The sequence below is a fragment of the Saccharibacter floricola DSM 15669 genome (assembly GCF_000378165.1).
Classification (GTDB): domain Bacteria; phylum Pseudomonadota; class Alphaproteobacteria; order Acetobacterales; family Acetobacteraceae; genus Saccharibacter; species Saccharibacter floricola.
Genome location: NZ_KB899333.1, coordinates 220,595 through 246,895 on the forward strand (window position 1 = coordinate 220,595; position 26,301 = coordinate 246,895).

General features: G+C 52.1%; 22 protein-coding genes. 15 read left to right on the forward strand and 7 right to left on the reverse strand.

Going from position 1 to position 26,301, the window contains the following annotated elements; translation table 11 throughout:
- Positions 1-92: 92 nt before the first annotated feature.
- Positions 93-1,466: a leucyl aminopeptidase family protein gene (locus F457_RS0100970; RefSeq protein ID WP_018979259.1), complete on the forward strand. Its 1,374-nt coding sequence runs from the start codon at positions 93-95 to the stop codon at positions 1,464-1,466.
- Between the two features lie 206 nt (positions 1,467-1,672).
- The gene (locus F457_RS0100975) at positions 1,673-2,080 is read left to right on the forward strand and encodes a MarR family transcriptional regulator (protein WP_018979260.1); all 408 of its coding nucleotides are present in this window, start codon (positions 1,673-1,675) and stop codon (positions 2,078-2,080) included.
- Positions 2,081-2,094: 14 nt separating this feature from the next.
- Here the strand turns inward: F457_RS0100975 and F457_RS0100980 are convergent, their stop codons facing one another.
- Positions 2,095-3,081 carry an MraY family glycosyltransferase gene (locus F457_RS0100980; protein ID WP_018979261.1) on the reverse strand — a complete coding sequence of 329 codons (987 nt, stop codon included), beginning with the start codon at positions 3,079-3,081 and terminating at the stop codon, positions 2,095-2,097.
- Positions 3,082-3,216: 135 nt separating this feature from the next.
- Between F457_RS0100980 and F457_RS0100985 the strand changes: the two genes are divergently transcribed.
- From F457_RS0100985 to F457_RS0100995, 3 genes are read left to right on the forward strand one after another with little or no spacing between them, the layout of a single operon-like run.
- Entirely contained in the window at positions 3,217-5,154 is a 1,938-nt protein-coding gene (locus tag F457_RS0100985) for a polysaccharide biosynthesis protein (RefSeq protein ID WP_169584096.1), read from the forward strand.
- A gap of 26 nt (positions 5,155-5,180) precedes the next feature.
- Positions 5,181-6,323 (forward strand): DegT/DnrJ/EryC1/StrS family aminotransferase, encoded by a 1,143-nt coding sequence (locus tag F457_RS0100990; RefSeq protein WP_018979263.1) that lies wholly within the window; start codon positions 5,181-5,183, stop codon positions 6,321-6,323.
- Positions 6,320-6,748, forward strand: coding sequence for a hypothetical protein (locus tag F457_RS0100995; protein ID WP_018979264.1), 429 nt, complete (start codon positions 6,320-6,322; stop codon positions 6,746-6,748). The genes F457_RS0100990 and F457_RS0100995 overlap by 4 nt, the downstream gene beginning before the upstream one ends.
- A gap of 53 nt (positions 6,749-6,801) precedes the next feature.
- Here F457_RS0100995 and F457_RS0101000 read toward each other — a convergent pair whose 3' ends face one another.
- Complete coding sequence (locus tag F457_RS0101000; protein WP_018979265.1) at positions 6,802-8,013, reverse strand: AI-2E family transporter; 1,212 nt, start codon at positions 8,011-8,013, stop codon at positions 6,802-6,804.
- Between the two features lie 47 nt (positions 8,014-8,060).
- Positions 8,061-9,950, reverse strand: coding sequence for an ABC-F family ATP-binding cassette domain-containing protein (locus F457_RS0101005; RefSeq protein WP_018979266.1), 1,890 nt, complete (start codon positions 9,948-9,950; stop codon positions 8,061-8,063).
- 112 nt (positions 9,951-10,062) lie between these two features.
- On the opposite strand from F457_RS0101005, the gene ndk reads away from it, so the two are divergent.
- Positions 10,063-10,485: a nucleoside-diphosphate kinase gene (gene ndk / locus F457_RS0101010; RefSeq protein WP_018979267.1), complete on the forward strand. Its 423-nt coding sequence runs from the start codon at positions 10,063-10,065 to the stop codon at positions 10,483-10,485.
- Between the two features lie 68 nt (positions 10,486-10,553).
- On the opposite strand, the gene purN is transcribed toward ndk, so the two are convergent.
- Both purN and purM read right to left on the reverse strand, forming a co-directional pair.
- Complete coding sequence (gene purN, locus F457_RS0101015; protein WP_018979268.1) at positions 10,554-11,135, reverse strand: phosphoribosylglycinamide formyltransferase; 582 nt, start codon at positions 11,133-11,135, stop codon at positions 10,554-10,556.
- A gap of 15 nt (positions 11,136-11,150) precedes the next feature.
- Entirely contained in the window at positions 11,151-12,209 is a 1,059-nt protein-coding gene (purM, locus tag F457_RS0101020; RefSeq protein WP_018979269.1) for a phosphoribosylformylglycinamidine cyclo-ligase, read from the reverse strand.
- A gap of 112 nt (positions 12,210-12,321) precedes the next feature.
- On the opposite strand from purM, the gene F457_RS0101025 reads away from it, so the two are divergent.
- The 9 genes from F457_RS0101025 (at position 12,322) to F457_RS0101065 (ending at position 21,951) form a co-directional block, all read left to right on the forward strand.
- A complete protein-coding gene (locus F457_RS0101025; protein WP_245539080.1) occupies positions 12,322-13,017 on the forward strand; it encodes a P-loop NTPase family protein in 696 nt (231 codons plus the stop codon).
- Between the two features lie 69 nt (positions 13,018-13,086).
- Positions 13,087-15,264 (forward strand): RNA degradosome polyphosphate kinase, encoded by a 2,178-nt coding sequence (locus tag F457_RS0101030; protein WP_156809317.1) that lies wholly within the window; start codon positions 13,087-13,089, stop codon positions 15,262-15,264.
- A gap of 4 nt (positions 15,265-15,268) precedes the next feature.
- On the forward strand, positions 15,269-16,783 hold the full coding sequence (locus F457_RS0101035; protein WP_018979272.1) for a Ppx/GppA family phosphatase: 1,515 nt from the start codon (positions 15,269-15,271) through the stop codon (positions 16,781-16,783).
- Between the two features lie 121 nt (positions 16,784-16,904).
- Complete coding sequence (gene phoU, locus F457_RS11800) at positions 16,905-17,615, forward strand: phosphate signaling complex protein PhoU (RefSeq protein WP_018979273.1); 711 nt, start codon at positions 16,905-16,907, stop codon at positions 17,613-17,615.
- Positions 17,616-17,618: 3 nt separating this feature from the next.
- Positions 17,619-18,335, forward strand: a complete 717-nt coding sequence (locus tag F457_RS0101045) for a response regulator (RefSeq protein ID WP_018979274.1) — start codon at positions 17,619-17,621, stop codon at positions 18,333-18,335.
- A gap of 28 nt (positions 18,336-18,363) precedes the next feature.
- Positions 18,364-19,626 (forward strand): sensor histidine kinase, encoded by a 1,263-nt coding sequence (locus tag F457_RS11805; protein WP_018979275.1) that lies wholly within the window; start codon positions 18,364-18,366, stop codon positions 19,624-19,626.
- Positions 19,627-19,779: 153 nt separating this feature from the next.
- Positions 19,780-19,917, forward strand: coding sequence for a hypothetical protein (locus F457_RS13910; RefSeq protein WP_169584097.1), 138 nt, complete (start codon positions 19,780-19,782; stop codon positions 19,915-19,917).
- Between the two features lie 201 nt (positions 19,918-20,118).
- Positions 20,119-21,228, forward strand: a complete 1,110-nt coding sequence (locus F457_RS0101060; RefSeq protein ID WP_018979277.1) for a glycerophosphodiester phosphodiesterase family protein — start codon at positions 20,119-20,121, stop codon at positions 21,226-21,228.
- A gap of 12 nt (positions 21,229-21,240) precedes the next feature.
- Entirely contained in the window at positions 21,241-21,951 is a 711-nt protein-coding gene (locus F457_RS0101065; protein ID WP_018979278.1) for an HAD family acid phosphatase, read from the forward strand.
- A 244-nt stretch (positions 21,952-22,195) separates the two neighbouring features.
- Here the strand turns inward: F457_RS0101065 and F457_RS0101070 are convergent, their stop codons facing one another.
- Positions 22,196-24,922 (reverse strand): DUF4175 family protein, encoded by a 2,727-nt coding sequence (locus F457_RS0101070; protein WP_018979279.1) that lies wholly within the window; start codon positions 24,920-24,922, stop codon positions 22,196-22,198.
- Positions 24,923-24,932: 10 nt separating this feature from the next.
- Positions 24,933-26,261 (reverse strand): diaminopimelate decarboxylase, encoded by a 1,329-nt coding sequence (lysA, locus tag F457_RS0101075; RefSeq protein WP_018979280.1) that lies wholly within the window; start codon positions 26,259-26,261, stop codon positions 24,933-24,935.
- Positions 26,262-26,301 lie beyond the last annotated feature (40 nt).

Consider the following 26,301-nt stretch of genomic DNA (forward strand, 5'->3'; position numbering starts at 1 on the left):
AAGGTCTGGTGTGAATGTCCCATCATGGCTGGAATGGTTGGGTGAGAGTGCGACAAAAGCAAGGTTGTTTTTTGGAGTTTTAAAGGTTTCTTATGACAGAACAGCGTTCATTACCTTTGGTACCGCTTAGCGATGAGGCGCAAAGACGGCCTCTTTATCTTGTAAGTTCACAGGACGAAGAGACTTTGGCGGCTCTATGCGGCACGTATGGGGATTTTTTCCGCCATCAAGGGTTCAAAGGTAAAGAGGGCGACTTTACCCTTCTTCCAGATGATGATGGTGTTGCCGGAGCAATTTTTTGCGTTCCTAAAAAACACGGGCCTTTACCCTATGGAGCGTTGGCATCGCTTTTATCAGAAGGTGTGTGGCGTTTAGAGAATCGGACGCCGCATGAAACGGTTCTTTATGATGCGGCGCTGGGCTTTTGTTTAGGCAGCTATAGCTACCGCCTTGGTAAAAAAGAGAAGATACATTCTGCACGGCTGTGCGTTCCTGAAGCGGTTTTATCTGAGGTGCGTCATTTGGCTGAGGCCTGTTGGCTCGGACGTGACCTGATCAATACGCCAGCGAATCTTTTAGGGCCGCAAGAGTTAGCACAGCGTGCACGCTATGCGTTGGAAAGCCGTGGTGCGGCGGTCGATATCGTGACAGGTGAGACGCTGGAGCAGGCTTATCCTTGTCTTTCAGCCGTTGGTGCTGGCTCTGAGCGGGCACCTGCTGTTGTGGTGGCGCGCTGGAAAGCTCGCGAGGGCGCACAGCGCTTGTCCTTGGTGGGAAAAGGCGTCTGCTTTGATACCGGAGGCTATGACCTTAAGCCAAGCGGGCCCATGCTGAAGATGAAGAAGGATATGGGCGGAGCGGCTCTGATGCTGTCTTTAGCCTGCGCGTTGATTGATGCGGGTGCGGATCTGGACATTGAGGTGCGTCTTGGCTGTGTGGAAAACAGCGTCTCTGGCCATGCTATGCGCCCAGGAGATGTCTTGCCAACGCGCAAAGGATTGCATGTTGAAGTTGGCAATACGGACGCAGAAGGGCGTTTGGTTTTGTGTGACCTGCTTACAGAAGCTTCTGAAACGCAACCTGATATTCTTCTTGATGCGGCAACCCTGACAGGAGCAGCCCGTGTTGCTTTGGGGCCTGATCTTCCTGTGTTGTTTAGCAATGATGATGATCTGGCCGAATCTGTGCTTAATGCAGGGAAAAAGGTACATGATCCTCTGTGGCAGTTGCCGCTCTGGTCTGACTATAATGCATGGCTCGACAGTGATGTCGCTGATTGCAGCAATGTGTCCTCGCGTCCAATGGCTGGTGCCATTACGGCAGCGCTTTATTTGCAGCGTTTTGTCCCAGAAGGGCAGAAATGGGCGCATATTGATACATTTGGATGGAATGATGTGGCCCAATCAGGTCGCCCTGCAGGAGGGGAAACATTGGCGTTGAGGGCACTCTTTAAGGCTTTTTTATGACATTTGTATCGGTATAGTTATAATCTAAGGGTATATCAGACGGGAGCTGTACGCATTCAACTCTCTTATGCAAATTTGGAAATACTTGCGCATCCGTTCCAAAAGCTCCAGATGAAGCATCATAGAGTCATGTAATTGGGTTTTTCCCTCAGTGAGATATGTCCGGGGATGCTGGGGAGACCCTTTGAGATGGGAAGGATTGAGAGATGAACTACAACACACAAGACCAGATGCTGACCCTGCTGCGTGACACGATCGTCGCTACAGTACGGGGTGAGGGGCCGGACTTGTCTGCGCGTCAGCTTGCCGTCTTCCTGACCTGTTACCTTGAAGATGGGGCACATACGGTACGCGGACTGGCACAGATCTTAAATGTCTCCAAGCCAGCTATTACGCGGGCTTTGGATCGTCTGAGTGAGCTTGATCTGGCGCGTCGTAAGGTTGATCCGTTAGATCGTCGTTCTGTGCTGGTACAGCGCACATTAAAGGGCTCTGCTTATTTGCGCGAGCTGCGTCATGTCATGAGTGAAGCAGGACATGGGGAGCAAACAGCTCCTTCAACTAAGAAGCCACGCTCTCATGTGGCTGCTTTCCGTTCCCGTCGGGCCGGCTAACGCTCTAAAGCGGTTTACCATCTCTCCCTGAGGTGCGTGCGTGCTCTTTGCACGATTGTTACGGTCCAGAGAAGCTGTGGAACAATAACGGCTATGACACAGCTGAGACCGTGACATAAAGCAAAGGCCGCGCCACCCCAGAGGGTAAACCCCCAATGGCATAGGGTGACTGCGGAGCTGGGAATGCCCGTGCGGACAGCGAGCTGGTAAAGATGACCGCGATGCGCGGTAGCAAGAGGCTCTCCAGCGCAGAGCCGACGGCCTAATGTAAAGGTGACATCCCAGAAAATACCGGCCATGAGGCAGGGGAAAAGCCAAAAAAGCGAGGGAAGGGCACTCAAGTGCTCGTGATGTGGAAGGGTGGACATCCACCCCCAGCTGAGGATGAGGGCGCAAGGCTGGCTTCCTGCATCCCCCATGAAGATACGGGCTTTGGGAAAGTTAAAGGGCAAGAAGGCAAGAAGGCTGCTTGTGAGTAAAAGAAGTATGGCAGGGGAAATTCCAAAGCCTGCCATTATGACGGCGCTGAGGAACATAACGCCGGCAGCAAGGCCATTTAGGCCATCCATAAAATTAAGCGCATTGGTGCAGACGAGCCCCATGATGATCATCGGAATGATCGCATTGGGGGATGGTATGATGCCAATAAGAAGGAGGCTTGTTGCAGCACTTTGCGCGGCGAGTTTATAACGGGCCGGGAAAGGACGCATATCGTCGACCCATGAGACCGTACATAACAGTAGAACGCCCCCTATGAGGCAGAGCTGCGCGCGCGTGAGGGGGGCCTGTGCTAGAGAGGCTTGCAACGCCATACTCCCTAGGAAGGCAGCGATAATCGCCAGTCCTCCTCCTTTGGGCGTTGGGGTATGGTGCGCGCTGCGTTGGACGGGGACATCCATAATACCAAGCTGGATGAGCGGGCGTAGCGTGATGAAGCAGAGTAAGAGAGCGGCAAGTGGTGCGAGGCTCAGATTCTGGGTAAGGTGAAGAAGAGAAAACACGTGATCTTGTCCAACATCTGCTAGAAGAACCCTTGAATGAGAAGCAATACGTGATCACACCGTCATCGGCTAGAGGAAGACAATGCGCGCAATTGGTGAGAACTCATCCATGACGGATAGATGGGGCGTGCTATTATGACGCATGGTTGGAGCCGTCCGTGGTCTTTTGCTGCGAAAAACCTGCTTCTTGATGGTCTTGTTTCTGCCATCGCAACGCCGCTTGCTCGTTGGCTGGCTGACCCATCAAGCGGTATTTTCCACCCGTTATGGTTTATTGTTGGTGGTGGTATTACGCTCTGTATTTGTGGCGTTATCGTGCGTATGCCACAGCAATATTGGCGCTATAGCAGTGTGTTGGATTTGCGCACGATCACTATGGCGGCTCTGCTAAGTGCTGCTTCTTTTGCACTCTTGTTGTGGGTAACTGGTTTTGGCCTACCGACGGCGACGTTTCCGGCTATTCATGCCTTATTGTTGATTGTCGCTTTGGGAGGAGTGAGGGTCATTGTACGGTTGCGTGCAACACGCCGCCATCAGCAGTGTGATAAAATATCCGAAGATGTGTTGCTGCTGGGGTCGGAAGAACGGCTTGATTTGCTGATCCGGCTTTTAAAGAGTGGATCATCTCAACATTATACAATCACAGGGCTTGTGAGTTCGCAGCGGGCCTTTAAAGGACAACGCATCCATGGCTATTCGATCTTAGGTGAGAGTGCCGACATCGCGTCTATTTTGGCGTCGTTATCGCGCCAAGGGAGGCGGCCAACCCATCTTATTATCGCAGACCCAGCATTAGAGGGGGCTGCGCTCATGGCGCTGCTGACGGCGATTGATGATGATATTCGTGTTGTGCGTATGCCGGCTCTGGAAACTGTACAGCCGACAGCCAAAGCATTGCTTCAGCCAATCAGCGTGGATGATTTACTTAATCGTTTTCCACGCACTCTGACGCAACATAGTCAGGCGGAAATGGCGGCTCTCATTGAGGGGAAAAGCGTGCTCGTTACGGGGGCTGGAGGAAGTATTGGTGGTGAATTAGTCCGACAAATTGCAGCCTTTTCGCCAGCATCCATTCTTTTGCTTGATAATAATGAATATGCTCTTTGGAGTATCAGCCTTGACCTGTCAGAGCGTTACTCCGATTTACGTCAACATCAGATTCTTGCTGATATTCAAAAGCGATCATCTTTAGAGCATGTTTTTGATGAATTTCGCCCTCAACTCATTTTCCACGCGGCTGCCTTAAAACATGTGCCTCTTGTGGAGGAAAGCCCCTGTGAAGGGATACTGACCAACAGTATTGGTACGCGTTATCTGGCAGAATGCGCGCGTGATTATGGCGCAGAAGCGCTGGTGTTTATTTCAACGGACAAAGCGGTGTACCCTTCAAGTGTGATGGGGGCGAGCAAGCGTTGTGCTGAAATGTATGTGCAGCGGCTAGACCGACAGGCGCGTGCGGGCAGGGGTGGTTTGCGTTGTGTCAGTGTGCGGTTTGGTAATGTGCTGGGGTCAACAGGCTCCGTTGTGCCCCTTTTCCAGCGGCAATTAGCACGAGGTGGGCCGCTGACAGTCACTCATCCTGACATGACGCGCTATTTTATGACGATCCCAGAAGCGGTTGGGCTCGTCCTGCAAGCTGCTCAGCGTGGCACAACCCAGAATAGATCAGAGGGTGATGAGAGTGAGCTGGAACAACGCTTGCGATCCGGTAGTATTTTTGTGCTCGATATGGGAGAGCCCGTCCGGATTATGGATTTAGCACGTCAGATGATTCGTTTGGCGGGATTACGCCCTGAACGCGACATAGCTATTCGTATTACAGGCGTGCGTGAAGGCGAGAAACTGACAGAAACGTTATTTTACAAGGGTGAATCTCCCCTTAAAACAGACACAGAAGGCTTGTGGATCGTTACGCCTGAAGTGCCAGAAGATGAGGCCTTTATGGTCTTGCTGGATCGGCTGGAACAAGCATGTCATGATGGACATATAAGGCAGGCTCTTGCTCTCTTAGAAGAGGCCGTGCCTGATTTTGTGTCAAAACGACCATTGGGAGCGGAAGAAGCGCCATTGTAAGAGAGGCGCTTCGGTGGGAGTGTTCTATGTCCAAAAATATTGCCTTTCTTGATCTTTCTGCACAGCAGGCTCGGTTAGGAGAGGGACTTCGACAGCGTCTGGATGCGGTGTTTCATCATTGTCGTTTCGTGATGGGCCCTGAAGTTGCTGAACTTGAAGGCGCATTGGCTCGGTATAGTGGTGCGCGTCATGCGGTTGCAGTCTCGTCGGGGACAGATGCCTTGCTTGCGGTGTTGATGGCCGAAGGGATTGGGCCGGGGATGGCCGTTTTTCTTCCGGCTTTCACCTACACCGCAACGGCAGAAGTCGTCTTGCTTTTAGGGGCTCGGCCGGTTTTCGTGGATTGTGATGAAGAGACGTTTCAAATGTCTCTTTTATCCTTGGAAGAGCGCTTGCATGATGTCCAGCGTGCAGGCCAGTATCGTCCGCAGGCTATTATTGGTGTCGATCTGTTTGGCCAGCCGGCGCCGTGGGATGCGTTAAATCAGTTTGCTCAACAGCATGGGCTGACGCTTATCGCTGATTGTGCCCAGTCTTTTGGGGCTTCTTATCACGGACGCAAGTTGGGACGGGAAGCTTTAGCCACGACGCTCTCTTTCTTTCCGTCAAAGCCCTTGGGCTGCTACGGTGATGGTGGTGCTATCCTTACCAATGATGATGAACGGGCTGCGCTTTATCGGTCTTTAAGAAGTCATGGTGAGGGCGTGCAGCGCTATGATGTGCAGCGTATTGGGTTAAATGCACGGTTAGATACGTTACAGGCCGCTGTCTTGCTGGCTAAAATGGAGGTATTTGACCGAGAGCTTGCGCGCCGGGCTGATATTGCACACATCTACGATGAAGGCCTTCCCAAGGGGGTGATTGCACCGCGACGCGTTGCGGAGAGTGACAGTGCTTGGGCGATTTACTGTGTGACACTACCTTCTAAAAAAGTGCGTGATTCAGCTCAGGATTTTTTAAAAGAGCATGGTGTGCCGACAGCCGTGTATTATCCAAAACCACTCCATCAGCAACCTGCATATGCAAAGCATCATGATGGTGCGGCTTTGCCGATCTCGGAAAAACTGGGGGAAAAGGTTCTCGCTCTTCCTATTCATCCGGATTTATCTAATAACCAGCTGAATTATGTCATCACAACTTTAAAGGAATGGGCCACCCATATATTATGACGCGGAATAACAAACTTCTTGTGGGCTTTGCTCTTATCGTTATCATACCTGTGAGCGTGGTGTGGTACACAGCGTGGCCTATTTTACGCCCTTGGCCGTTGCCGCCTGCATTATCCGGCTATGAAAGCGCCCCTCAATCTCGTGAGCTGACAGCTGATGAGGTTCAGCAGTTTAATCATTGGGTACAAACCCATAAGACCGGGTGGGGTGTGTCCGGCGAAAAAACACCAGGGCCTGCACAGCGTGTGGTAACGTTACGCACCGCTCAGGGTTTGCCGGTGATTGTTTCTCTTTGGCATTTCCGCCACGGTGACGATGTTGTTGGGATTCAGACAGCCCCTCAAGGAGCTTACCGGATGCGTTCTTGTATGGCAGGGGAAGTGGCGGCCCTTCTTCCTGCTTCGCAAAGTCATCCAACGCCGTAATATTATCTCTTCTCCTCCCTTTCCGCAAAATGGCAAGGGAGGAGGGAAAGACGTTATTTTTTTATGTCAGTGTGAGAGCTGGCCTGAGTATCGCCTACATTTTTCTTATCTTGCTCAGCTTGTTCTTTCTGTTGAGCGGCGAGCTCTTCATTATTAATTTCGTCAACCGCAAGCTGCGTTTGCTCTGCATTTTCAAGCGGTGGTAGGGCGCGGTCAAAGACAACTAACAGAGCGGCTGTGATCGGAGAGGCGAGCACAAGCCCTGGAGCGCCTAAAATGGAGCCGAACACCGTCTGAGAGAGGATCGCAAGCGCAGGTGGCATATGAACGGCGCGGCGCTGGATGAGGGGTGCTAAGATATTTCCTTCACAAAACTGGATGACACTATACAGGATGGCGACAAAGAGGGCCTCGCGCGTGCCAAGGGAAAGGCTAATGAGCAGTGCGGGGACAGCCCCTAAAATGGCCCCGATATAGGGAATAAAATTACAAAGCCCAGCAACCACACCAAGTGCGAGAGCGAGCGGTACCCCGATGAGGTAAAGTCCCAGTCCAGAGAGAAGCCCGACAACGAGCATGTCTAGCGCTTGTCCTGCCGTCCACGCCCAAAGAGTATTGCCTGCTGCGAAAAGAAGCTTGCGGGCTGTTGCGCGTTGATGGGGGGGAACAAGGCGCAGAAAGCCATTAATATAGATAGAAGGAGAGGCGGCGAAGTAAAAAGCTGCCATCAGGACAACAAATATGGTGCCCAATAACCCGAAAGCACTTCCCAACAGACCTGTTACCGAGCCCGCAAGTCCAGAGCCAAAACTGCCTAGGCTACTGCTTTTATCATTCCCACCGATTGTTGAAGGAATATGGTCTAGAATAATGCGCCCAAAGGATGAGTGTGAGAGGTGGTCGTGAATATCGCCAGATTGAGCCACCAGTGCGGATTTTAGGCTTAAAAACTGCTCCCCAATCGCTGGGCCATTGCTCCAGATGAGCCCTGTAATCAAGCTGAGCAGGGCAACGGCCACCAAAGCAACGGCAATGGTGTAGGGGATAAACCGCAAGTGCCGCCGTAACATGCGCGCCAAACCATGTAAGACAACAGCCATGAGGGCTGCAGCAAAGAGCACGGCCAAGACATCCCCAACCAGCCAAATAGCCAGCATGACTAGCGCCAAGATAAAGGCTGTACGGATGAGAATAAACATCCGGTCAAGAGCGTGGGCTGGTGTGTCGTTAGATGGGGCAGGAGGGCGTGAAAAAAACAGGGCCATGAGAGCGACCTATAAGAGGCGTGAGGTGAAGGGCGGGGAGCAACGATCTAATCTATGCTTTTTTCGAGTTTGTCTTGTGCGTCAAGCCAGAGGAGCTCCATCTCTTGCTGATCTTGCTCTATCGTTGCGAGCTGTGTGTTTAATGTCGCAATGTCATTGGCATGGCCTGATTGGTAAAGAGCGGGGTCGGCAAGCTTTTCTTCAATGGTTTTCTTCTTTGCCGCGAGCTTTTCAAGTGTGGCTTCGGCGTGCCGTATTTGGCGCCGTAGCGGGGCGAGTTGGCGTGTTTGTTCTTTGCGCTGGGCACGTTGCTGTGCTTTCGGAGGTGCTTTGGCGCGTGTGCCGCCTTGCTGCTCTGATTGTGCAAGGCGGGCTCGCTCATCAAGCCACGTCCGATACTCGCTCATATCTCCGTCAAAAGGCGTGATCGTTCCTTTTTCTGCAATCCAGAGACGGTCAGCAACCGATTCGACAAGATGGCTATCATGGCTGATAAGAATGACGGCACCTTCAAATTCGCACAATGCGCGGATGAGCGCATCGCGTGCATCAAGGTCGAGATGGTTGGTGGGTTCATCCAAAATCAGCAGATGTGGGGCATGGCGGGTTGCAAGAGCAAGGAGGAGGCGGGCCTTCTCTCCGCCCGACAGCCGCTTAACCGCTGTTTCTGCGCGCTCGGCATCCAGCCCAAAGCGGGCAAGCTGAGCACGAACTTGAGGTGGTGTTGCGTCAGGGAGAGCGCGGCTCATATGGTCAATAGGGCTATCGTCTAAAATGAGCGCATCATTCTGGTGCTGGGCAAAATACCCAACACGCAGTTTATTCGCTGGTGCGAACTCCCCACCCATCGGGGCCAGTTGGCCGGCAAGGAGCTTTGCGAATGTTGATTTCCCATGGCCATTGCGGCCTAAAAGAGCAATTCGGTCATCCATATCCATGCGAAGGGAAAGCTTGCTGAGAATAACGCGCTCACCATACCCAACAGAGACATCCGTGAGTTTGAGCATGGGAGGGGGTAGGGTGCCGGGTTCTGGAAAAGAGAAATGTGTGGGCGTTGCTTCAACCACACTTTCAATCTGGGGGAGGCGCTCAAGAGCCTTGAGGCGGGCTTGCGCTTGGCGTGCTTTTGTCGCTTTTGCCCGGAAGCGCGCAACAAAGGATTCCATCTTTGCGCGCTGATCAGCCACTTTCTGAGCTGCGCGGTTTTGTTGAAGAGCTTGCTCGGTACGAATTTGGACGAAGCGGTCATACCCACCAGGGGTGAGTGATAGACGACCATTCTCCAGATGGGCGATCGCTTGTACTGTATTATCAAGCAGAGAGCGGTCATGACTGACAACAAGCACAGCGCCTGCAAAGCGCGATAACCATCCTTCGAGCCATAAGGTCGCTTCGATATCAAGATGGTTGGTCGGCTCATCCAGCAAGAGCAGGTCTGGCGCTAAAAAGAGCGCACTGGCGAGGGCAACACGCATCCGCCACCCGCCAGAAAAGTCTGAAACAGGGCGTTGTTGAGCCTCTTGGTCAAAACCTAGCCCGGCTAGAATGGTGCTAGCTCGGGCTGGGGCGCTATGGGCGTCAATGGCGAGAAGACGCTCATGAATATCAGCGATGCGCGTGGGGTCTTCCGTCGTTTCCACGTCATGAAGGAGGCGGGCGCGTTCTTCATCACTGGCGAGGACAGCTTCAATGAGGGAAAGCTCACCTGAGGGTGTTTCCTGCTTGACGCGCCCCATCGTGGCGCGGCTGGAAAAGGTGATAGACCCGCTGTCAGGGGCAATATCCCCCGCAATAGCAGCAAGGAGGGTGGATTTCCCTGTGCCATTGCGGCCGATAAGGCCGATGCGACGGCCCGGCTCAATGGTAAGAGAAGCGCCTTCTAGAAGAGGGCGTCCGGCGATACGAAGGGTCAGGTCAGTAATGGTGAGAAGACTCAAAGCCGGGCCTCAAACTATTGAAAGCTAAAAAAACACTCTGATACTCTATCAGAGCGGTCCTTTTTCCTCTAGGGGAGCAGGAACCAATTGTCATGTTAATAAGGAGAACATCATGACGGTAGAACGCACTCTATCTATCATTAAGCCCGATGCAACACGTCGCAACATTACCGGTAAGATCAACACGGTGTTTGAAGTTGGTGGCCTGCGTGTGGTGGGGCAAAAGCGCATTCAACTGACGACAAAACAAGCCGGTGCTTTCTATGAAGTGCACAAAGATCGCCCATTTTACAACGAGTTGGTGACGTTCATGACATCCGCTCCTGTTGTGGTGCAGGTTCTGGAAGGCGAGAATGCTGTGGCGCGCCATCGTGAACTGATGGGGGCAACCAATCCTGAAGAAGCTGCAGAAGGCACCGTGCGTAAACTGTATGCGCAGAGCATTGGTGAGAACTCTGTGCATGGGTCTGACAGCCTAGAAAATGCAGAGCGTGAAATTGCGTTCTTCTTTGCTGAAACAGAAATCCTGCCGTGAGTCGGTTCTTTACTCTAAGCAGAGAATAAAAAAAAGGGAGGCCGCTTTGGCCTCCTTTTTTTTATAGCCTAAGAGGCTAAAATGACGGTTGCTAACGTGGCTGGATAGAGGAGATGCTCTTCTTTCAGCACACGTGCAGCAAGTGTTTCGGGTGTATCATGGGGGTGAATGGGGACTTTTGCCTGCGCTAAAATCGGCCCTTCATCCACGCCATCGGTGACGAAATGTGTTGTGCAGCCATGCTCGCGCGCACCCGCTTTAATGGCCGCCTCATGCGTATGAAGGCCCGGAAATTTCGGCAGGAGGCTCGGATGGATGTTGAGCATCCGGTTTTCCCAACGCTTCACCAGATAAGGCGTGAGCACACGCATATAGCCAGCGAGACAGATATACTGAGCGCCTGCGGCACGCACCGCTTCATCCACCGCTTTTTCATGCGCGGCGCGATCCTTGCCGAAGGGTTTATGGTCAATGCAGAGCGTTTTGACCCCGGCTTCCTGTGCTTTTTCTAGCCCCGGTGCATCGGGACGATTACTCAAGACAAGCACGATGCGCGCTGGGAAGTCTGGATTTTCGCACGCTTTAATGAGCGAGGTCATATTACTGCCTCGCCCACTGATGAGGATGGCGACGGGTGTTTTGTCAACCATGAAGCAACTCCTGTCTTAGAGGTTGAGAGGAGAAGTCAGTGTAAAAGGCTCATCGCTGCGGACAACCTCACCGATGCGTATGGCTTCTTCGCCCGCCTTATCGAGCTCTGCCATCACCTCATCAGGCTTATCGGTGACGAGCACCATGCCAATCCCGCAGTTAAAGACTTTGAGCATTTCGTCATGCTCCACAGGGCCTTGCTCGGCCAGCCATTCAAAAATACCCGGCACAGGCCAGCTATCACCGTCAACACGAACGCCCAAACCTTCTGGCAGAACGCGTGGAAGGTTCCCCGGAAGGCCCCCGCCTGTAATATGAGCGCATCCATGCAGCAGTCCTTTGTCATGTAGGGCTAAGACTGTGCGGACATAAAGACGCGTTGGGGTCAGGAAGGCTTCGGCTAAGCTCTGGCTGGGGGAGAAAGGAGCGGGATCGTTCCAGTTAAGGCCAGCACGTTCGACAATACGGCGAACGAGAGAAAAGCCATTGGAGTGCACACCGGAGGACGGCAGGGCAATCAATGTGTCACCCTCGGCAATATGGGCGGGGAGGAGAGCGTCACGCTCGGCCGCACCGACGCTGAAGCCGGCAAGGTCATAATGCCCTTTGCCGTAGAGCCCTGGCATTTCGGCTGTTTCCCCACCGACAAGGGCGCAGTCACTTTCTTGGCAGGCTTTCGCGATCCCGCGAACAATACGCTCGGCGACAGGCACAGAAAGAGCGCCAGTGGCCATATAATCAAGGAAAAACAGCGGACGTGCGCCTTGAACGATGAGGTCATTGACGCACATCGCGACGAGATCAATGCCGATCTCATCATGAAGGCCGCTTTCAATAGCGAGGAGCAGTTTTGTGCCCACACCATCGGTGCAGCTGACCAGCACGGGGTCTTTAAACCCGGCGGCCTTGGGGTCAAAAAGGGCGCCAAAGCCGCCAATCCCGCCCATAACACCGGGGCGATGGGTGGCTTTAGCGGCAGGTTTAATGGACTCGACCAGGGCATCCCCTGCTGTAATATCGACGCCGGCTTCGGCGTAGCTGGCTCCGTTGGACGAGGCGGATGTCTTGGCCATGAGGGACCGTCTCCATGCTGGTTGATGCTTTGGCCATTCTAGAGCATCTTGATCCTGTACGGAATGGATGAAGCACCATGAGAATGGCTCTGACGTAGAAATAGGGAAAAGAATGGTAGGAAGCCACACCCAAATGGCGCTTGATTTGCGGCGAGAAAGCCGTTTTTCAGCAGAACATTTTATTTCTGGTGCGTCTAACGCGGCAGCACGCGCTTGGCTTTCTCGTGATCGCTGGCCAGAGGGGCGCTTATGGCTTTGGGGCGGAGCGGGAACGGGGAAGACCCATCTCATGCGCATTTGGGCCATACGTCATGGTATCCCTGTTTGGGAGGCGGCCTCGTTAGGGCGTGATGAACATGGGACACTTTTAGCGGGAGAAGCACCCCTTCAGCTAGCTCATAAGCTCGTGGCGATTGATCATCTAGACCAGCTTGACGATGAAGTGGCGCTCTTGCATTTGCTTAATCGTGCTCATGCGGCTCAGATTAGGGTTCTGTTAGCCGCACGGTACCCGCCGGCCCGCCATGCTTTTCGTGTGCCTGACCTTGCGAGCCGCCTTCGTGCGACGATGACAGCAGCGATTGAAGAGCCAGAAGATGCGTTAAGGGCGACGCTGCTTTTATCGCTTCTCGCTGAGCGGCAGCTTGTCGTTGCGCAACCTGTAACAGATTGGCTCTGGCGTCATCTCCCTCGTACGGGGGAAGCCTTGGTGCAAGCTGTAGAACTTCTTGATAAAGCAGCGCTGGAAAGAGGTAGTCCGATTACGCGGCAGCTCGCTCAAGACGTGCTGGGTGAGTTGCTGGATTAATCAAGCGTTTGACAGGGCAGGCGAAAGGCAACATTCTTTCAGATAAACCAAGCCAAGGGGTATGCCGTGATTGCAGAACGCGATGTCTTTTCGTCCGCTTCGTCTTCCTGCTTAGAGGAGTTACGCCATTCGCCTGAACGGTTCGTTAACCGAGAGCTATCGTGGCTAGACTTTAATTTTCGCGTTCTAGAAGAGGCGGAAAATGAGCGTAACCCTCTTTTGGAGCGTGTGCGCTTTTTGTCGATTAGCGCGAGCAATCTTGATGAGTTCTATTCCGTCCGTGTGGCTGGGTTGGTCGGACAAGTTCGGGAAAAAACCACGGTTTTAAGTCCCGATGGTGCGACTCCCGCGCAGCAGTTGGAAGCCGTGCGTCTTAAAACGCGTGATCTGAAATATAGCCAACAGCGTGTGTGGCATCAATTATGTCATGAACTGGCGGATGAAGCGATTAGTATCGTGTCCGCCTCTGAGCTCGGTGATGATGACCGGCAATGGATGTCGCGTTTTTTTGATGAGCAGGTTTTTCCTGTTTTGACGCCGCTTGCGGTGGATCCGTCTCATCCGTTGCCTTTCATTCCCAATAAAGGGTTGGCGCTGGTTCTGTGCTTGAATGACCCCAAAAATGGTCGTCGTATGATGGATGGAATTGTGCTTCTGCCAGCGCAAATTCCTCGCTTTCTTCGTCTTCCCCAACAGGGGAAAGAGCTGCGTTTTGTGCGATTAGAAGACCTGATTACCTGCTTTGCGTCTCGTCTTTTCCCGGGTATGACACCGACAAATGCCGGATTATTGCGGATTATTCGTGATACGGATGTTGAGTTTGAAGATGAGGCAGAAGACCTTGTTCGTTCGTACGAGACAGCCTTAAAGCGTCGTCGTCGCGGGGTGGGGATTCACCTTGATATTGAGGGTAGCCTTCCCGAACGCTTAGGGCGTGAAATTGGTGAGGAGCTGGGCGTCGGCACGGAAAATGTCGTCGTCTTGCAGGATATGGTCGGCATGTCTGATGTTAGTCAGCTGGTGGTGAGTGACCGGCCTGATCTTATTTTCCCACCCTATAAGCCGCGTTTCCCCCAACGCGTATTGGATTATGACGGTGATTGTTTTGCCGCTATTCGTGCAAAAGACCTCGTCGTTCATCATCCATTTGAAAGCTTTGACGTTGTTGTACAGTTCTTACAGCAAGCGGTGCTGGACCCCAATGTCTTAGCCATTAAACAAACTCTTTATCGCACGTCACGCGATAGCCCGATCGTGCAGGCATTGATTGAAGCTGCGGAAGCGGGGAAATCCGTTACAGCCGTTGTTGAATTACGCGCTCGCTTTGATGAAGAAGCGAATATTCGCTTGTCGCGTTCTTTAGAAGCAGCCGGTGTGCAGGTGGTGTTTGGTCTGGCACATTATAAAACACACGCTAAGTTAAGCCTTGTCGTGAGACGAGAAGGGTCTGTGTTGCGCTCTTACGCTCATTTTGGAACGGGGAACTATCATCCCGTCACTGCGCGTATTTATACCGATCTCTCTTTCTTTACGTGTGATCCTGTTTTGGTCGCGGATTCAGCGCGGCTCTTTAATTATGTGACAGGTTGCGCTGTGCCTGAGGTGCAAGCACTAAGCTTTGCACCGATCACGCTGCGTGATGATCTAGAACGCCTCATTCGTGATGAAATTTCCCATGTGGAGGCCGGACGTGCGGGCCATATTTGGCTAAAGATGAACAGTCTTGTGGATCCGCATTTGATTGACCTGCTCTATGAAGCTTCCCAAAAAGGGGTGCGCATTAACGCGGTTGTGCGTGGGATGTGCTGCCTACGTCCAGGGGTGCCGGGGCTGTCTGAACGTATTCAAATTCGGTCTATTGTGGGGCGCTTTTTGGAACATTCTCGTATTTTTGCCTTTGGCAATGGGCGGCATTTGCCGTCACGTCAGGCGAAACTCTTTATTTCATCAGCGGATTGGATGCAGCGTAATATGGATCGTCGCGTTGAGGCGATGGTTCCCATTACCAATCCAACCGTTCATGCTCAGATCCTTGGGCAGATTATGACTGTCAATTTCCGTGATACCCTGCAAAGCTGGCAGATGAAGCCTGAAGGAACGTGGGAGCGTGTCGCAGCACGGCGTCGGAAATTTTCGGCTCATGAGTATTTTATGAACAATCCTTCGCTTTCAGGACGGGGCTCTGCTCGTCCAGCAACGACCTTACTTGAGCCCTATACAGGCACAGAGATTGGGCGGGAGAACTAACATTATGATGGCTTCTGATGGTGCTATTTCGTCAGAGACGCAGCGCGCTGCGGTTGTTGATCTTGGATCAAACTCTGTGCGCATGGTGGTGTTTGAAGGTGTTGTGCGCAATCCTGTCCCCATTTTTAATGAGAAAGCGACCTTACGTCTCGGGAAAGGCCTAGAAGAAACAGGCGAGCTTAATCCTGAGGGTGTTCGTAAGGCGATGGATGTTCTCAAACGTTTTGGGACAATTGCCCGTGTTATGGGGGCCGAGCCGTTTGATATTTTAGCAACGGCCGCTGTACGTGATGCCCGCAATGGACAGGAGTTTATTGAGGCTGCCAAAACGTGCGTTCCCAATGCTCGTGTGCGCGTCTTAAAAGGAGGGGAAGAGGCCGATTATTCAGCCAATGGTGTTTTATGCGCCCTTCCACATGCTGAAGGGTTAGTGGCCGATATTGGTGGAGGTTCTCTAGAACTCATTAGTATTGGTGACAAAAGCGTTGTGGACTCAGTGAGTACACCGCTGGGCGTCATTCGCCTACGTGAACGGGCAGAGGGTGAGGTCGACCGCGCTGAGCATATCGCTAAACAGGTTTTAGCCGACGTGTCTTGGTTGCCCGAGATGAAGGGGCGGCCGCTCTATCTTGTTGGTGGTGCTTTTAGAGCCTTGGCGCGGTTGCATATTGCGAAGTCGAAATATCCCATCAATATGGTTCATCTGTTTAAGCTGTCCTGCGATGAAGCCCGTGATATGACAGCTTGGATTTCCAAAGCGACGCGGAAACATCTTGAAAAAGTCGGTAATGCGCCACGCAAGCGTTTAGGGGATGCTCCTTTTGCAGCAGCAGCATTGTCAAGATTGATAAAACGCATGCAGCCGTCCGAGATTATCTTTAGCGCAGAGGGTCTGCGTGAAGGATGGTATATGCGCCACGCCGCGTCTTCTGTGGTAGCGCAAGACCCGATGCAGGCGTTGGCGAGTGAGATGGCTGGGCGGTTAGGGCGGAATGCTCAGCTCCCTGATGCATTGATTAGCTGGACGACACCGCTTTTTAGACGTGATGGAAAATGGGAGCTTTCACCGTATGAGTTGGAGCAGCACCGTTTCGCTTGCATGGTGTCTGATATTGGCTCGTATGATCACCCACAATATCGTGCAGAGCAGACCTACCATCGTATCCTTTACAGTCATGGTGTCGGGTTTGATCATATCTTGCGTGCCTTTGTCGCGCTTGTAACAGCAGTTCGTTACGAAATTGAACTGGATCATCCTGTATTAGAGCCTTCGCGTATTTTATTAGACGAAGCTACTTTTGCCCGTGCGGTTCAGCTGGGGATGACGCTACGACTGGCTTATACGTTATGTGCGGGCACAGAGGTACTTCTCAAGCCTTGTGAGCTGAAGATAGAAGATGACGTTTTGGTGCTGTATATGGGCGCCGATAGTTTACGAGCGGCTGGTGGGGCCGTGAAGCGCCGGCTAGAGCGGTTGGCTGGTGCAATGGGACTTTTATGTCAGATTCATGAAAGTTGAGGTCATTCCCTATGGAAAGGCCGAAGCTCGCTTGTTTTAACGTGAGAAAATAGGCAGATATGACACGATAAGGCTCTGTATCCATTGATGAATAGCGGGCTCTGGCTGAGAGGTGGGAAGAATGCCTGATCGTTCTCGTATTGCAACACGCTATGAGCAGGAGCTCGTGCACCTTCGCGCGATGATGGCGCGGATGGGGGGAATTGTTGAGTATCAGCTTACCCTAGCACTCTCTGCTCTCGTGGATGGCGATACGGAAGCGACTGACAATGTTCTGACATACGAGCGTCATGTTGATGGGCTGGCCCAGACGATCGAAGCACATGTGATCCGCCTTTTAGCGCTACGAGCGCCCATGGCGAATGATCTGCGTGAAGTGGTTGCAACGATGAAAATCGCTGGTGATTTAGAGCGTATCGGTGATTATGCAACGTCTATGGCGCTACGGGCAGCCGACATCCGTAAAGAAGGATATGGGCTTTCTTTTGCTGTTTTCCAGCGAATGGGCTTGTTGGTGCAAGATCATTTAAGGCGGTCGTTAGACGCGCTTTTGCAGAAAGACCTCCATGCCGCTTTGGAGGTATGGCATGCCGACACAACAGTGGATGCGTATTATATGACCCTTTTTCGTGATGTGATGGGGTCTATGGTGGAAGATCCTCGTAAAATACGTGCCTGCACGTCGTTGCTCTTTATTGTTAAAAACTTGGAATGTATTGGCGACCATGCCACCAATATCGCCGAGCGAGCATTTTTCGTTGTGAAAGGCGAAACGATTCCTGCACCAGCGCAGCATAAGGTCGCGCTGAAAAGTCATGGGGGAGAAGTTTAAGGCGTGACGGTTCAAACAGTGTCCCAGTCGAAAGGCTGGATTTTGATCGTAGAGGATGATCCTTCTTTACTCTGTATGATTAAAGGTAACCTTGAGCAGCGTGGCTATCGGGTGAATACAGCGCCTTCTGGGGAGGATGCTTGCCGCTTTTTAGAAGTCTCACGCCCTGATGCCGTTATCCTTGACTGGATGCTTCCAGGGATGTCCGGTCTAGAGATTTGTCGTTTTATCCGGCAAAAAGCGGCGTTGCGTGACGTACCTATTTTGTTTCTAACAGCACGTTCTGATGAGTGTGATGTGATCCAGTCTTTAGATACAGGCGCTGATGACCATCTCGTAAAGCCTTGCAGCATGGATACGCTGGATGCTCGGTTAAGAGCCTTGCTCAGGCGGCATCGTGTGTCGAACAAGAAGCTCGTTTTTGCGAATTTGAGCTTAGACCCTGAAACCCATCGTGTAGAGCGCGACCATGTTTTGCTCTCTCTTGGGCCGACAGAATATCGTATCTTAGATGTGCTTATGCGCCACCCGCGTAAAGTTTTTTCACGTGAAGACCTCCTCAAGCGGGTGTGGGGAGAGAATGTGCATGTAGAGCCACGAACGATTGATGTGCATATTCGGCGCTTACGGAAGGCGATTAATCAATCAGAGCAGGTTGATTTGGTTCGAACGGTGCGGTCAGCAGGTTATGCGCTTGATGATGGGGCCCTTGGTCATTAGCGGACTGTTCAGCGAATAGGGGGCTGAGATGCCTTGGTGGATGGGTGCCCTGTTGGCCTGTGTAACGGTGCTGATGATGATCGGCTGGAGCTGCACATATTGGCTTCTACGACGGCAACAGAACAAAGCAGCGCCCGTCCGTAAAAGCGCTCCTACCGCACGGCTGTCTGATGATGCCCTTATGGAATGTTTTACCGCTCTTCCAGCTGATGTGGTGATTCTGAGCCCTATGGGAGAGGTGTTGGGGCTTAATCCAGAAACACACGCTCAGTTTGGGGATCGGTTGGGTGTCGTGTTGCGTCATCCAACGATGCAGTCACTGCTTGATGCGGCGTTACGCATACGTAAAGCTGATAAAGCCGTGCATTATCCGGTCTGCTCGGCAAGTATTACGCTTGATGTTCCCATGACATGGACAGCCCATGTGGCGGTTCGCTATGTTAAATTACCTTATGCGAAAGAGCCTTTCCTAGTTGCTGTGTTATCTGACCGTAGCGAGGCACAGGCAGTGGATCGTATGCGCGTGGATTTTGTTTCACACGCCAGCCATGAACTTCGCACACCCCTTGCTGCCTTAAGTGGTTTTATCGACATGTTGCGCCATGATGATGCTTTTGAGGCACATCATGGCCGGTCGCTTTCAATGATGTCTCAACAAGCAGAGCGGATGCGGCGTTTAATTGATCGTTTGCTCTATTTATCACGGGTGCAAGCCCGTGCTCATCAGCGCCCCTCTCAGGACGTTGATGTTGACGACGTGATGGCTCTGGTGGTGGGAGATGTTGCCCATCGCTTTGAGAACGGGCGAGCCCGTCTGACGCTGGACGTAGAGGAGGGGCTTCTCATCCAAGCGGATGAAGATGAGATGATCCAAGTCTTTCTAAACTTGATCGAAAATGCACTAAAGTACGGAGAGCAACCTCAGCAAACGCTCCATATTCGACTTTTTGGGCGAACTGTTACGCCTGATGACCCTCTATGGCCGGGGACACAGGGGGTGGTTTTAGGTGTGCAGGATAATGGTTGTGGGATTGAGCCTCAGCATGTGCCACGCCTAACAGAGCGTTTTTATCGTGTGCGTCAACAACAAGCGGAGAAGACAGGAAGTGGCCTAGGGCTCTCTATTGTTAAGCATATTATAGACCGCCACGGTGGGCGTTTTCGGATACAAAGCACTGTAGGAGAGGGCACTATTTTTCTGCTCTGGTTGCCGTCATTGATTGAGAAGACGAACGAAGGCTCATGTCACTTATCTGTCATAAGAGAGTCACCTGAACTTCACACACAATAGCCTTCAGGCCGACTATCATCCCTCTATCTGAAGAGGCGACAATGTGCCGTCACAGTGAGAGCGCTACGTGTACACAGAAGTCCCTTTAGAGCTGTTGAACGAGAGTGCTGAAACGTGATTGCTCTAGGCGCTCTTTATTGCAGGAGTGAGGTTATGAGGCAGCATGTGATGTGTTTTCAGGCAAGCGGGCCTTTGTCAAAAATGAGGAAGAGCCTTCAATCGGGTTTGCGTCTGCCCGGTGACTTGCTGACGATCGTGATTATCATTGCGGCTCAATATCTTCCGATCTGAATGCTCTTCTGCATCAGCTTTAGCGTCTGTTTTGACAGATAGCTGAGAGTAATCGGGTTCCATAACGCTTTTTTGTGCAATGTTGTGTGTGGTTAAAAGATTAATGAATAAACGAAATAAAGTGCAAAAGAGCTGGGCTCTTATTGAAAGACGCATTTCTTCGTGTGAGTGGAGGCTCCTTTATCATAGGAGCGCCAATTCATGCTGACACGGCGTTACATGCTAGGCCTGTTGGGTGGTGGTGCCCCAGCTCTTTTAAACTGGCGTTCTGCCTATGCGTCTCCCTCTCTTGCGCCGAAGCCTTTGGTTCTTGCGCATCGTGGGGCGTCCGCTTGGCGGCCTGAACATACGTTAGGGGCCTATGCCAAAGCGATGGTAGATGGGGCAGATTATATTGAGCCTGACCTTGCGATGAGCAAGGACGGTCATCTTGTTGTGCGGCATGAAAGCAATATCGCAGACACGACAGATGTGGCGAGCCATCCTGAGTTTGCCAATCGTTATCGGAGCTGTGTGATTGATGGAGAGACACAAACGGGGTGGTTTACAACGGACTTCACGTTAGCTGAACTTAAAACATTGCGTGCGCGTGAACGTTTGCCGTCTATTCGTGCTCATAATACGCGCTATGATGGATGGTTTGAGATACCGACCTTTGATGAGGTCATTGACGCTGTTGCGGCACAATCATCAGCTTGTGGGAAGGTCTTTGGACTTATTCCCGAGATTAAACATTCGACGCATTTTCAGCAGCTCGGTTTGAACCCTGAAACTGTGTTTTTGAATAGTATCGCCCGGCATCGCTATACACAATATGCTCCTTTAGAGGTGCAGTCTTTTGAAGTCGGTACGCTCAAACGTATTCGTGCCTCTGTTCTGGCGATTAATTCGCAAGCGCGTTTGATGCTTTTAATGGGAGAGCGTGCAGACAAAGTGCCGGACTTATTAGCTGCGGGGAAGACAATGACCTTTGGCGAGTTGATGACCCCAGAGGGGCTAAAAGAGATAAAACAGTATGCCGATGTGATTGGCCCCTCTCATACAGATCTGATTGCTCGCACAGCTGATGGATCATGGGGTGCACCAACATCGCTGATTGAAGACGCTCATAAAGTTGGCCTGTTAGTGCATTCCTACACAGCACGGCCAGAAAATACGTTCCTGCCTCGGCAGTTAAGGACGAGCGGCGTGCCTGCAGAGCGTAATCCAGCAGGTATGATTGCGGAGGTTCAGCGTTATTTGACGCTAGGCTTAGATGGCTTTTTCACGGATGATCCTGCTTTGGGACGGAAAGCCGTTGATGGTGTGTGAGGGGAATATTCGATGAAAGAGACAAAAAAGATGATCCGATTGTCGTATAGATTTGTTGGAACCTTGCTGATGACAGGAGGGGCCTTTGTGCCTCCTATTGCGCAGGCCGAAGCGCCTCCTAATGTAGATATCGCGGTTCAAGCAGCGCAGGCCTATCATGATACAGGGGCGTATCAGCATGATTTTGATGCAATCGTACAACGTGCGCAGCAGGATGTTGAGCGTGAGCGCCTTTATGTGAAGAATCCCGCGATTGTGTTGGATATTGATGAAACAACACTTTCGAACTGGCCGGCCATGAAGGCGAACCATCTTGGTTATGTATCAGAGGGTGCCTGTGATCATCTGCCTAAGGGCCCTTGTGGTGAGGATGCGTGGGAAGAGCGTGCGGAAGCGCCAGCTTTTGCAGAAACGCAGGCACTGATCAAGCAGGCACAGGCTCATAATGTGGCGGTTTTCTTTGTAACGGGACGCTCAGAGAAGTTCCGTCGTGCAACGGAGGAGAACCTTCATAAAGAAGGGATTTCCGGTTGGAAGCATCTTTACATGCGCGCCATCGGAGATCATCAACCAGCAGCGGCGTATAAAACGCCCCTACGTGCTGAGATCGAACAACAGGGCTATACGATACTTGCGAACCTTGGTGATCAAGAGAGTGATCTCAACGGAGGCCACGCATTGCATCGTTATCGTTTACCCAACCCTTATTATTATATTCCTTGAGAGGGGGCACTAAGTCCATTCATAGAAGGTGGGAAAGTCTGAGCGGTTTTGGCTTAAAATTTCTCTTCAAACAATGGCATTCTCCCCAGATCTTTTATTCTTGCTCTCTCAGAGAGGCGGTAAGATAGGAACATATTGGTCTTTTGTCTGATGAAGGCGTCAGGCTTTGCGTGAAGGGCATGATAGGCCAGTGCCCAAGAGAGGCTGTTGAACCCTAAGGGTTCAAAAGCCTTTGTTCGTGAGCTTACGGTGTTTGACGCAAAGGAGCGAGGAGACGGTTGAGATAATCCAGCTCGCTTTGCGGACGTGTGCGGTCAGCTGCACGGCGTTCAAGCTCTCGTTGAATAGCCCGAGTGCGGTCTTGATCATGGTCTGGAATATGGGCGTCTGTTTCGGGCCCATTGGGCATTTTGCGCCCTAAAGGATCATGATTTTTCTTCTCAGATTTGTCCTCATCACCTTGGCTGTCATCAGAACCATCGTCTGATTGATCATCAAGATCTTGGTCTTGATCTTCTTGCCCTTGCTGAAGAGAGCCCGAACCTTGCGATCCGCCCTCTTGCTCATCGCTTTGTCCCTGATCTTGGCCTTGGCCCTGATTAGGTTGAGGCGGAGGAATAAAGCCCAAACGTCCTTGGTGATTTTTTTGAGAAGAACTCTGATTCTTTTTCATCTCATCGCGAGCTTGAGAGAGGTCTTCCAGCACTTTACGTTCGGCAACGGCAGCGTTGTCGTCATGGCGCTGAGCTAATTCCTGAAGAACCGTTCCCATATCAGTTGACGCTTTGTTCAGGCTTTTATTCTCTTTTCCTGTTACATCTTTCCCGCGCTTGGCCAAAATATCGTCTAGAACGCGAAGTGCATATTGCACGCCATGATTATTTTGGCGCTCCTGAGCAAAGCGTTGACGCGTTACATCGTCGAGTTGGGCAGCGTCCTCAGACGATGAGGAAGGTGACGCGCTGGGAGAGCCCGTCATCCCGAGTTGGCGGAGAAGGTCTGATGTGGACATTTGGCCGACATCATTGGTTTCCTGCATGGCCGCGATCTTTTGGTGTATGATAGCGAGGCGTGCTTGCGTTTGGTTAAGGAGCTGAGTTTCACGCTTAATGAGGTCACTCAACGCTGCCTTTTGCGCGGTTGCTTCAGCACGCGCGGCCATTTGCTGGGCCAGAGACTGCATATCGCCCATATTGGCTTGGCGAATTTGCTCGGCCATTTCTACCATTTCGCGTAATCTGGCTGAAGCACGTGCCGTTTTGTTATGCCGTGTATCGCGTTCAATATGTTTGGATAAACGTGTCCAAGGAGCGTTTTTACCATTGGGCAAAGGCATAACAATGCCGCTTTGGTTCGCCTTTTGGATCATCAACTGCATATGGTCGGTGAGGGCCGTTTCAACGCGCTTCAGACGCTTATGCAGTTCCTGCTGTTGTTCTTCCGTTGGTGGATGCGCAGCTCCCATGGCCGTGATTTGCTGTTGCGCGTCCTGTTGGGCTGCGCGAACTTCAGCCATTGAGGCAGCCATTACGAGACCATTTTGGGCACGATCTTCTACATAAAGAGCTAAGAACCAGAGTTGCTCTTCCAAAGAGGGAAGCGATGCATGCGCTTGAAAGAGCGTATTAATGACGGTTAGGGGCACCTGTACATCGCGTGGCGCGGGAAGTGCGGTGAGCAAGGCGAGGTCGCGTTGTCCGTCAAGCATGTCTTCTGACCCCAGAGCGATCTGCTGGCGGAGGGTCACGAGTGCTCGTGCGAGTGGATCGGTAAAATGGCGCGCTCCAAGGGTGAATGTCACAGTTGGAGATGTTCCTTCTAGTCCTGAAAGACTACGGGCATGCAGTGTGCCTTGAACTTTCATGCCAGCGAAGGGACTGTCAGATAAATCTAGCGTTGTTTGGGAGGTAGCATGTGTGGGCGTGCCATCAAGTGGAAGGGGGACACGGAGGCTCTTTTGCGTATGGAGCTTGCTATGCTGACGTGGTGAGAGGGAAAGCTCAACCTCAAGAGAACGGAGCCCGTAGTTTTGTTCTGCTTTCCATGGGAAACGCGTTTGCCAGCCATTATTTTGTGCGCCAGGTTTCCCGGTCCAGCTGAGTTGTGGGGGACGATCCTCTGTAACAGAGAATTGCCAGCGGGATAATGTACGCCCACGCACATGCAGAGAGACGACGCCTGAATGTTGCAAAGAGGCTTCTAATTGCCAGCTTTGAGAAGACAGTTTTTGCAGATGCTGGACGGAAGCTCCGTGTAAGACAGGAGGGCCGTTACTGTCTGTTATGACAACATGCAACATAGCCCCGGCAGCAAGCGGGTTTTTGCTGGGATGGACGTCTTGCCCTAAAAAGAGGGGAGCTGATGGGGCATAGGTTGGGCTATCGACCCACGCTTGGACATGCGGAAGGGCAATACTGTCATCGTCGGTGCCGGGTAAGAAGCCGGCTCGTAGACGTGAGAGACAGTGGGGATTGCTGATGTAGAAAATCCCGCCTAGAGCGAGAAGAATTAAAGCAGCAATAGATTTAGCGCGATAATTCGGGAAAAACCGCGGCCAATGGACACGGAGCTCTTGTGAGGCGTCTAAAGCGCGCGATTGGTGATGAGCCCATATCAGCTGATGATGGTCATTATGCGCTGCTCCCACAGGCTTATCACCCAAAGTGCTGAGGGGCTGAAAGGGAAGAGCGGAATCAGTTTCGATTCGTGCATCAACGCGTTGTGGGGTGAGAGGCGGAAGGCCCTGAATACGGCGATGGAGAATGCAGAGGATGACGACGAGCACGCCCCCCTCTAAGAGGGCGTGAAGGCTATCAGGCAATGACTGTGGAATGTGAAGAAGAGACGTTCCCACCCATATGATGAGCAGCAAGAGCGGCCAGCGCAGCTCGCTCCAAAGTTGCTCAAGGCGGAGTACACGGTGCGCCTTACGGCGAAGTGCTGCCAGTCGGGAGAGGGAACGTGCCTTCATGCTGCCTTTATCACGCGCCTTGTGTGAACCAGTGGGGAGTTTTCTCGCATGCTAGAAGGTCTTCAAGCGTTTGGCGAGGGCGAATGACAGCCCATTGATCCCCATCCACCATAATTTGTGCGGCAAATGGCCGAGAATTGTAGGTTGAGCTCATTGTTGAGCCATAGGCGCCTGCGTCTAGAATTGCGACGAGATCGTTACGCTTTAATGGTGGTAACATGCGCTGTTTGGCGAAAGTATCGCTACTTTCACAAACAGGCCCAACAACGTCAACAGGACTTGTTGCGGCCTCGGCATCAGGAAGGTGAACGGGGAGAATACCATGCCATGAATCATACATAGCAGGCCGCACAAGCTCGCTCATGGCAGCATCAAGGATAACAAATTGATGGGTGCCTTGTTTAGTATCAATGACACGGGAAAGAAGCACACCTGCTGGGGCGGAAAGCCAGCGGCCCGGTTCAACACGCAAATTGACGTCAAGAGCTCCAAAAATATCGGCCATGACCTGAGCGAGCATAGCGGGAGCGGGGGCGATTTCATTCCGGTAGGTAATTCCTAATCCACCACCGCAATCAATATCCTCAACGCTCAGCCCATCCTGACGGAGAGTTGTGACCATTTTAGCAAGCTGCGTATAGCCTTGACGGAACGGCTCTTCCGTTGAAATTTGGCTCCCAAGATGCACGGCAAGCCCACGGACATTGAGGCCTTGCATATCTCGCTGTGCGGTGCGGTAAAGAGAGGGAATATCTGTGTAAGCAATGCCGAACTTATCCTCGGCACGACCTGTTGTAATTTTACTATGTGTTTTGGCATCAACGTCAGGATTAACGCGCAGTGAGACACGTATTGTTCGCTCCATCTGTTGAGCAAGCCCGTTGAGGCGGTGTAGCTCTTCAGCGCTTTCAACATTTACTTGGGCAATATCGTGCGTGATGGCGAGTTTGAGCTCGTCGTCCGTTTTGCCCACACCCGAGAAAACAATTTTATCGGCAGGAATACCTGCAGCAAGAGCGCGTTCAAGCTCTCCACCACTGACAACGTCAGCGCCCCATCCTGCTTGCCCTAAAACAGTCAAACAGGCCTGATTATCTTGGGATTTAACCGCAAAATGGCAGGTAACAGGGAGGGAAGCATCCGTAAAAGCTTGTTGCATCAACTGCGCTCTGAGGCGCAGCGTTTCGGCATTGATGACCCAACATGGGGTGCCAACCTCCTCAGCAAGAGTGCTAAGAGCAACCGAACCGACCATCAGCCCTTTTTGTGGGTCTGCAGTCACAGCCGGATGGGTGCGAAGAAGGTCATTATAGGTGGGATCAGAATGTGAAAGACTCATAGAGCTAGACTACCGTTCCCGTTGCTTAAAGGGAAGGCTC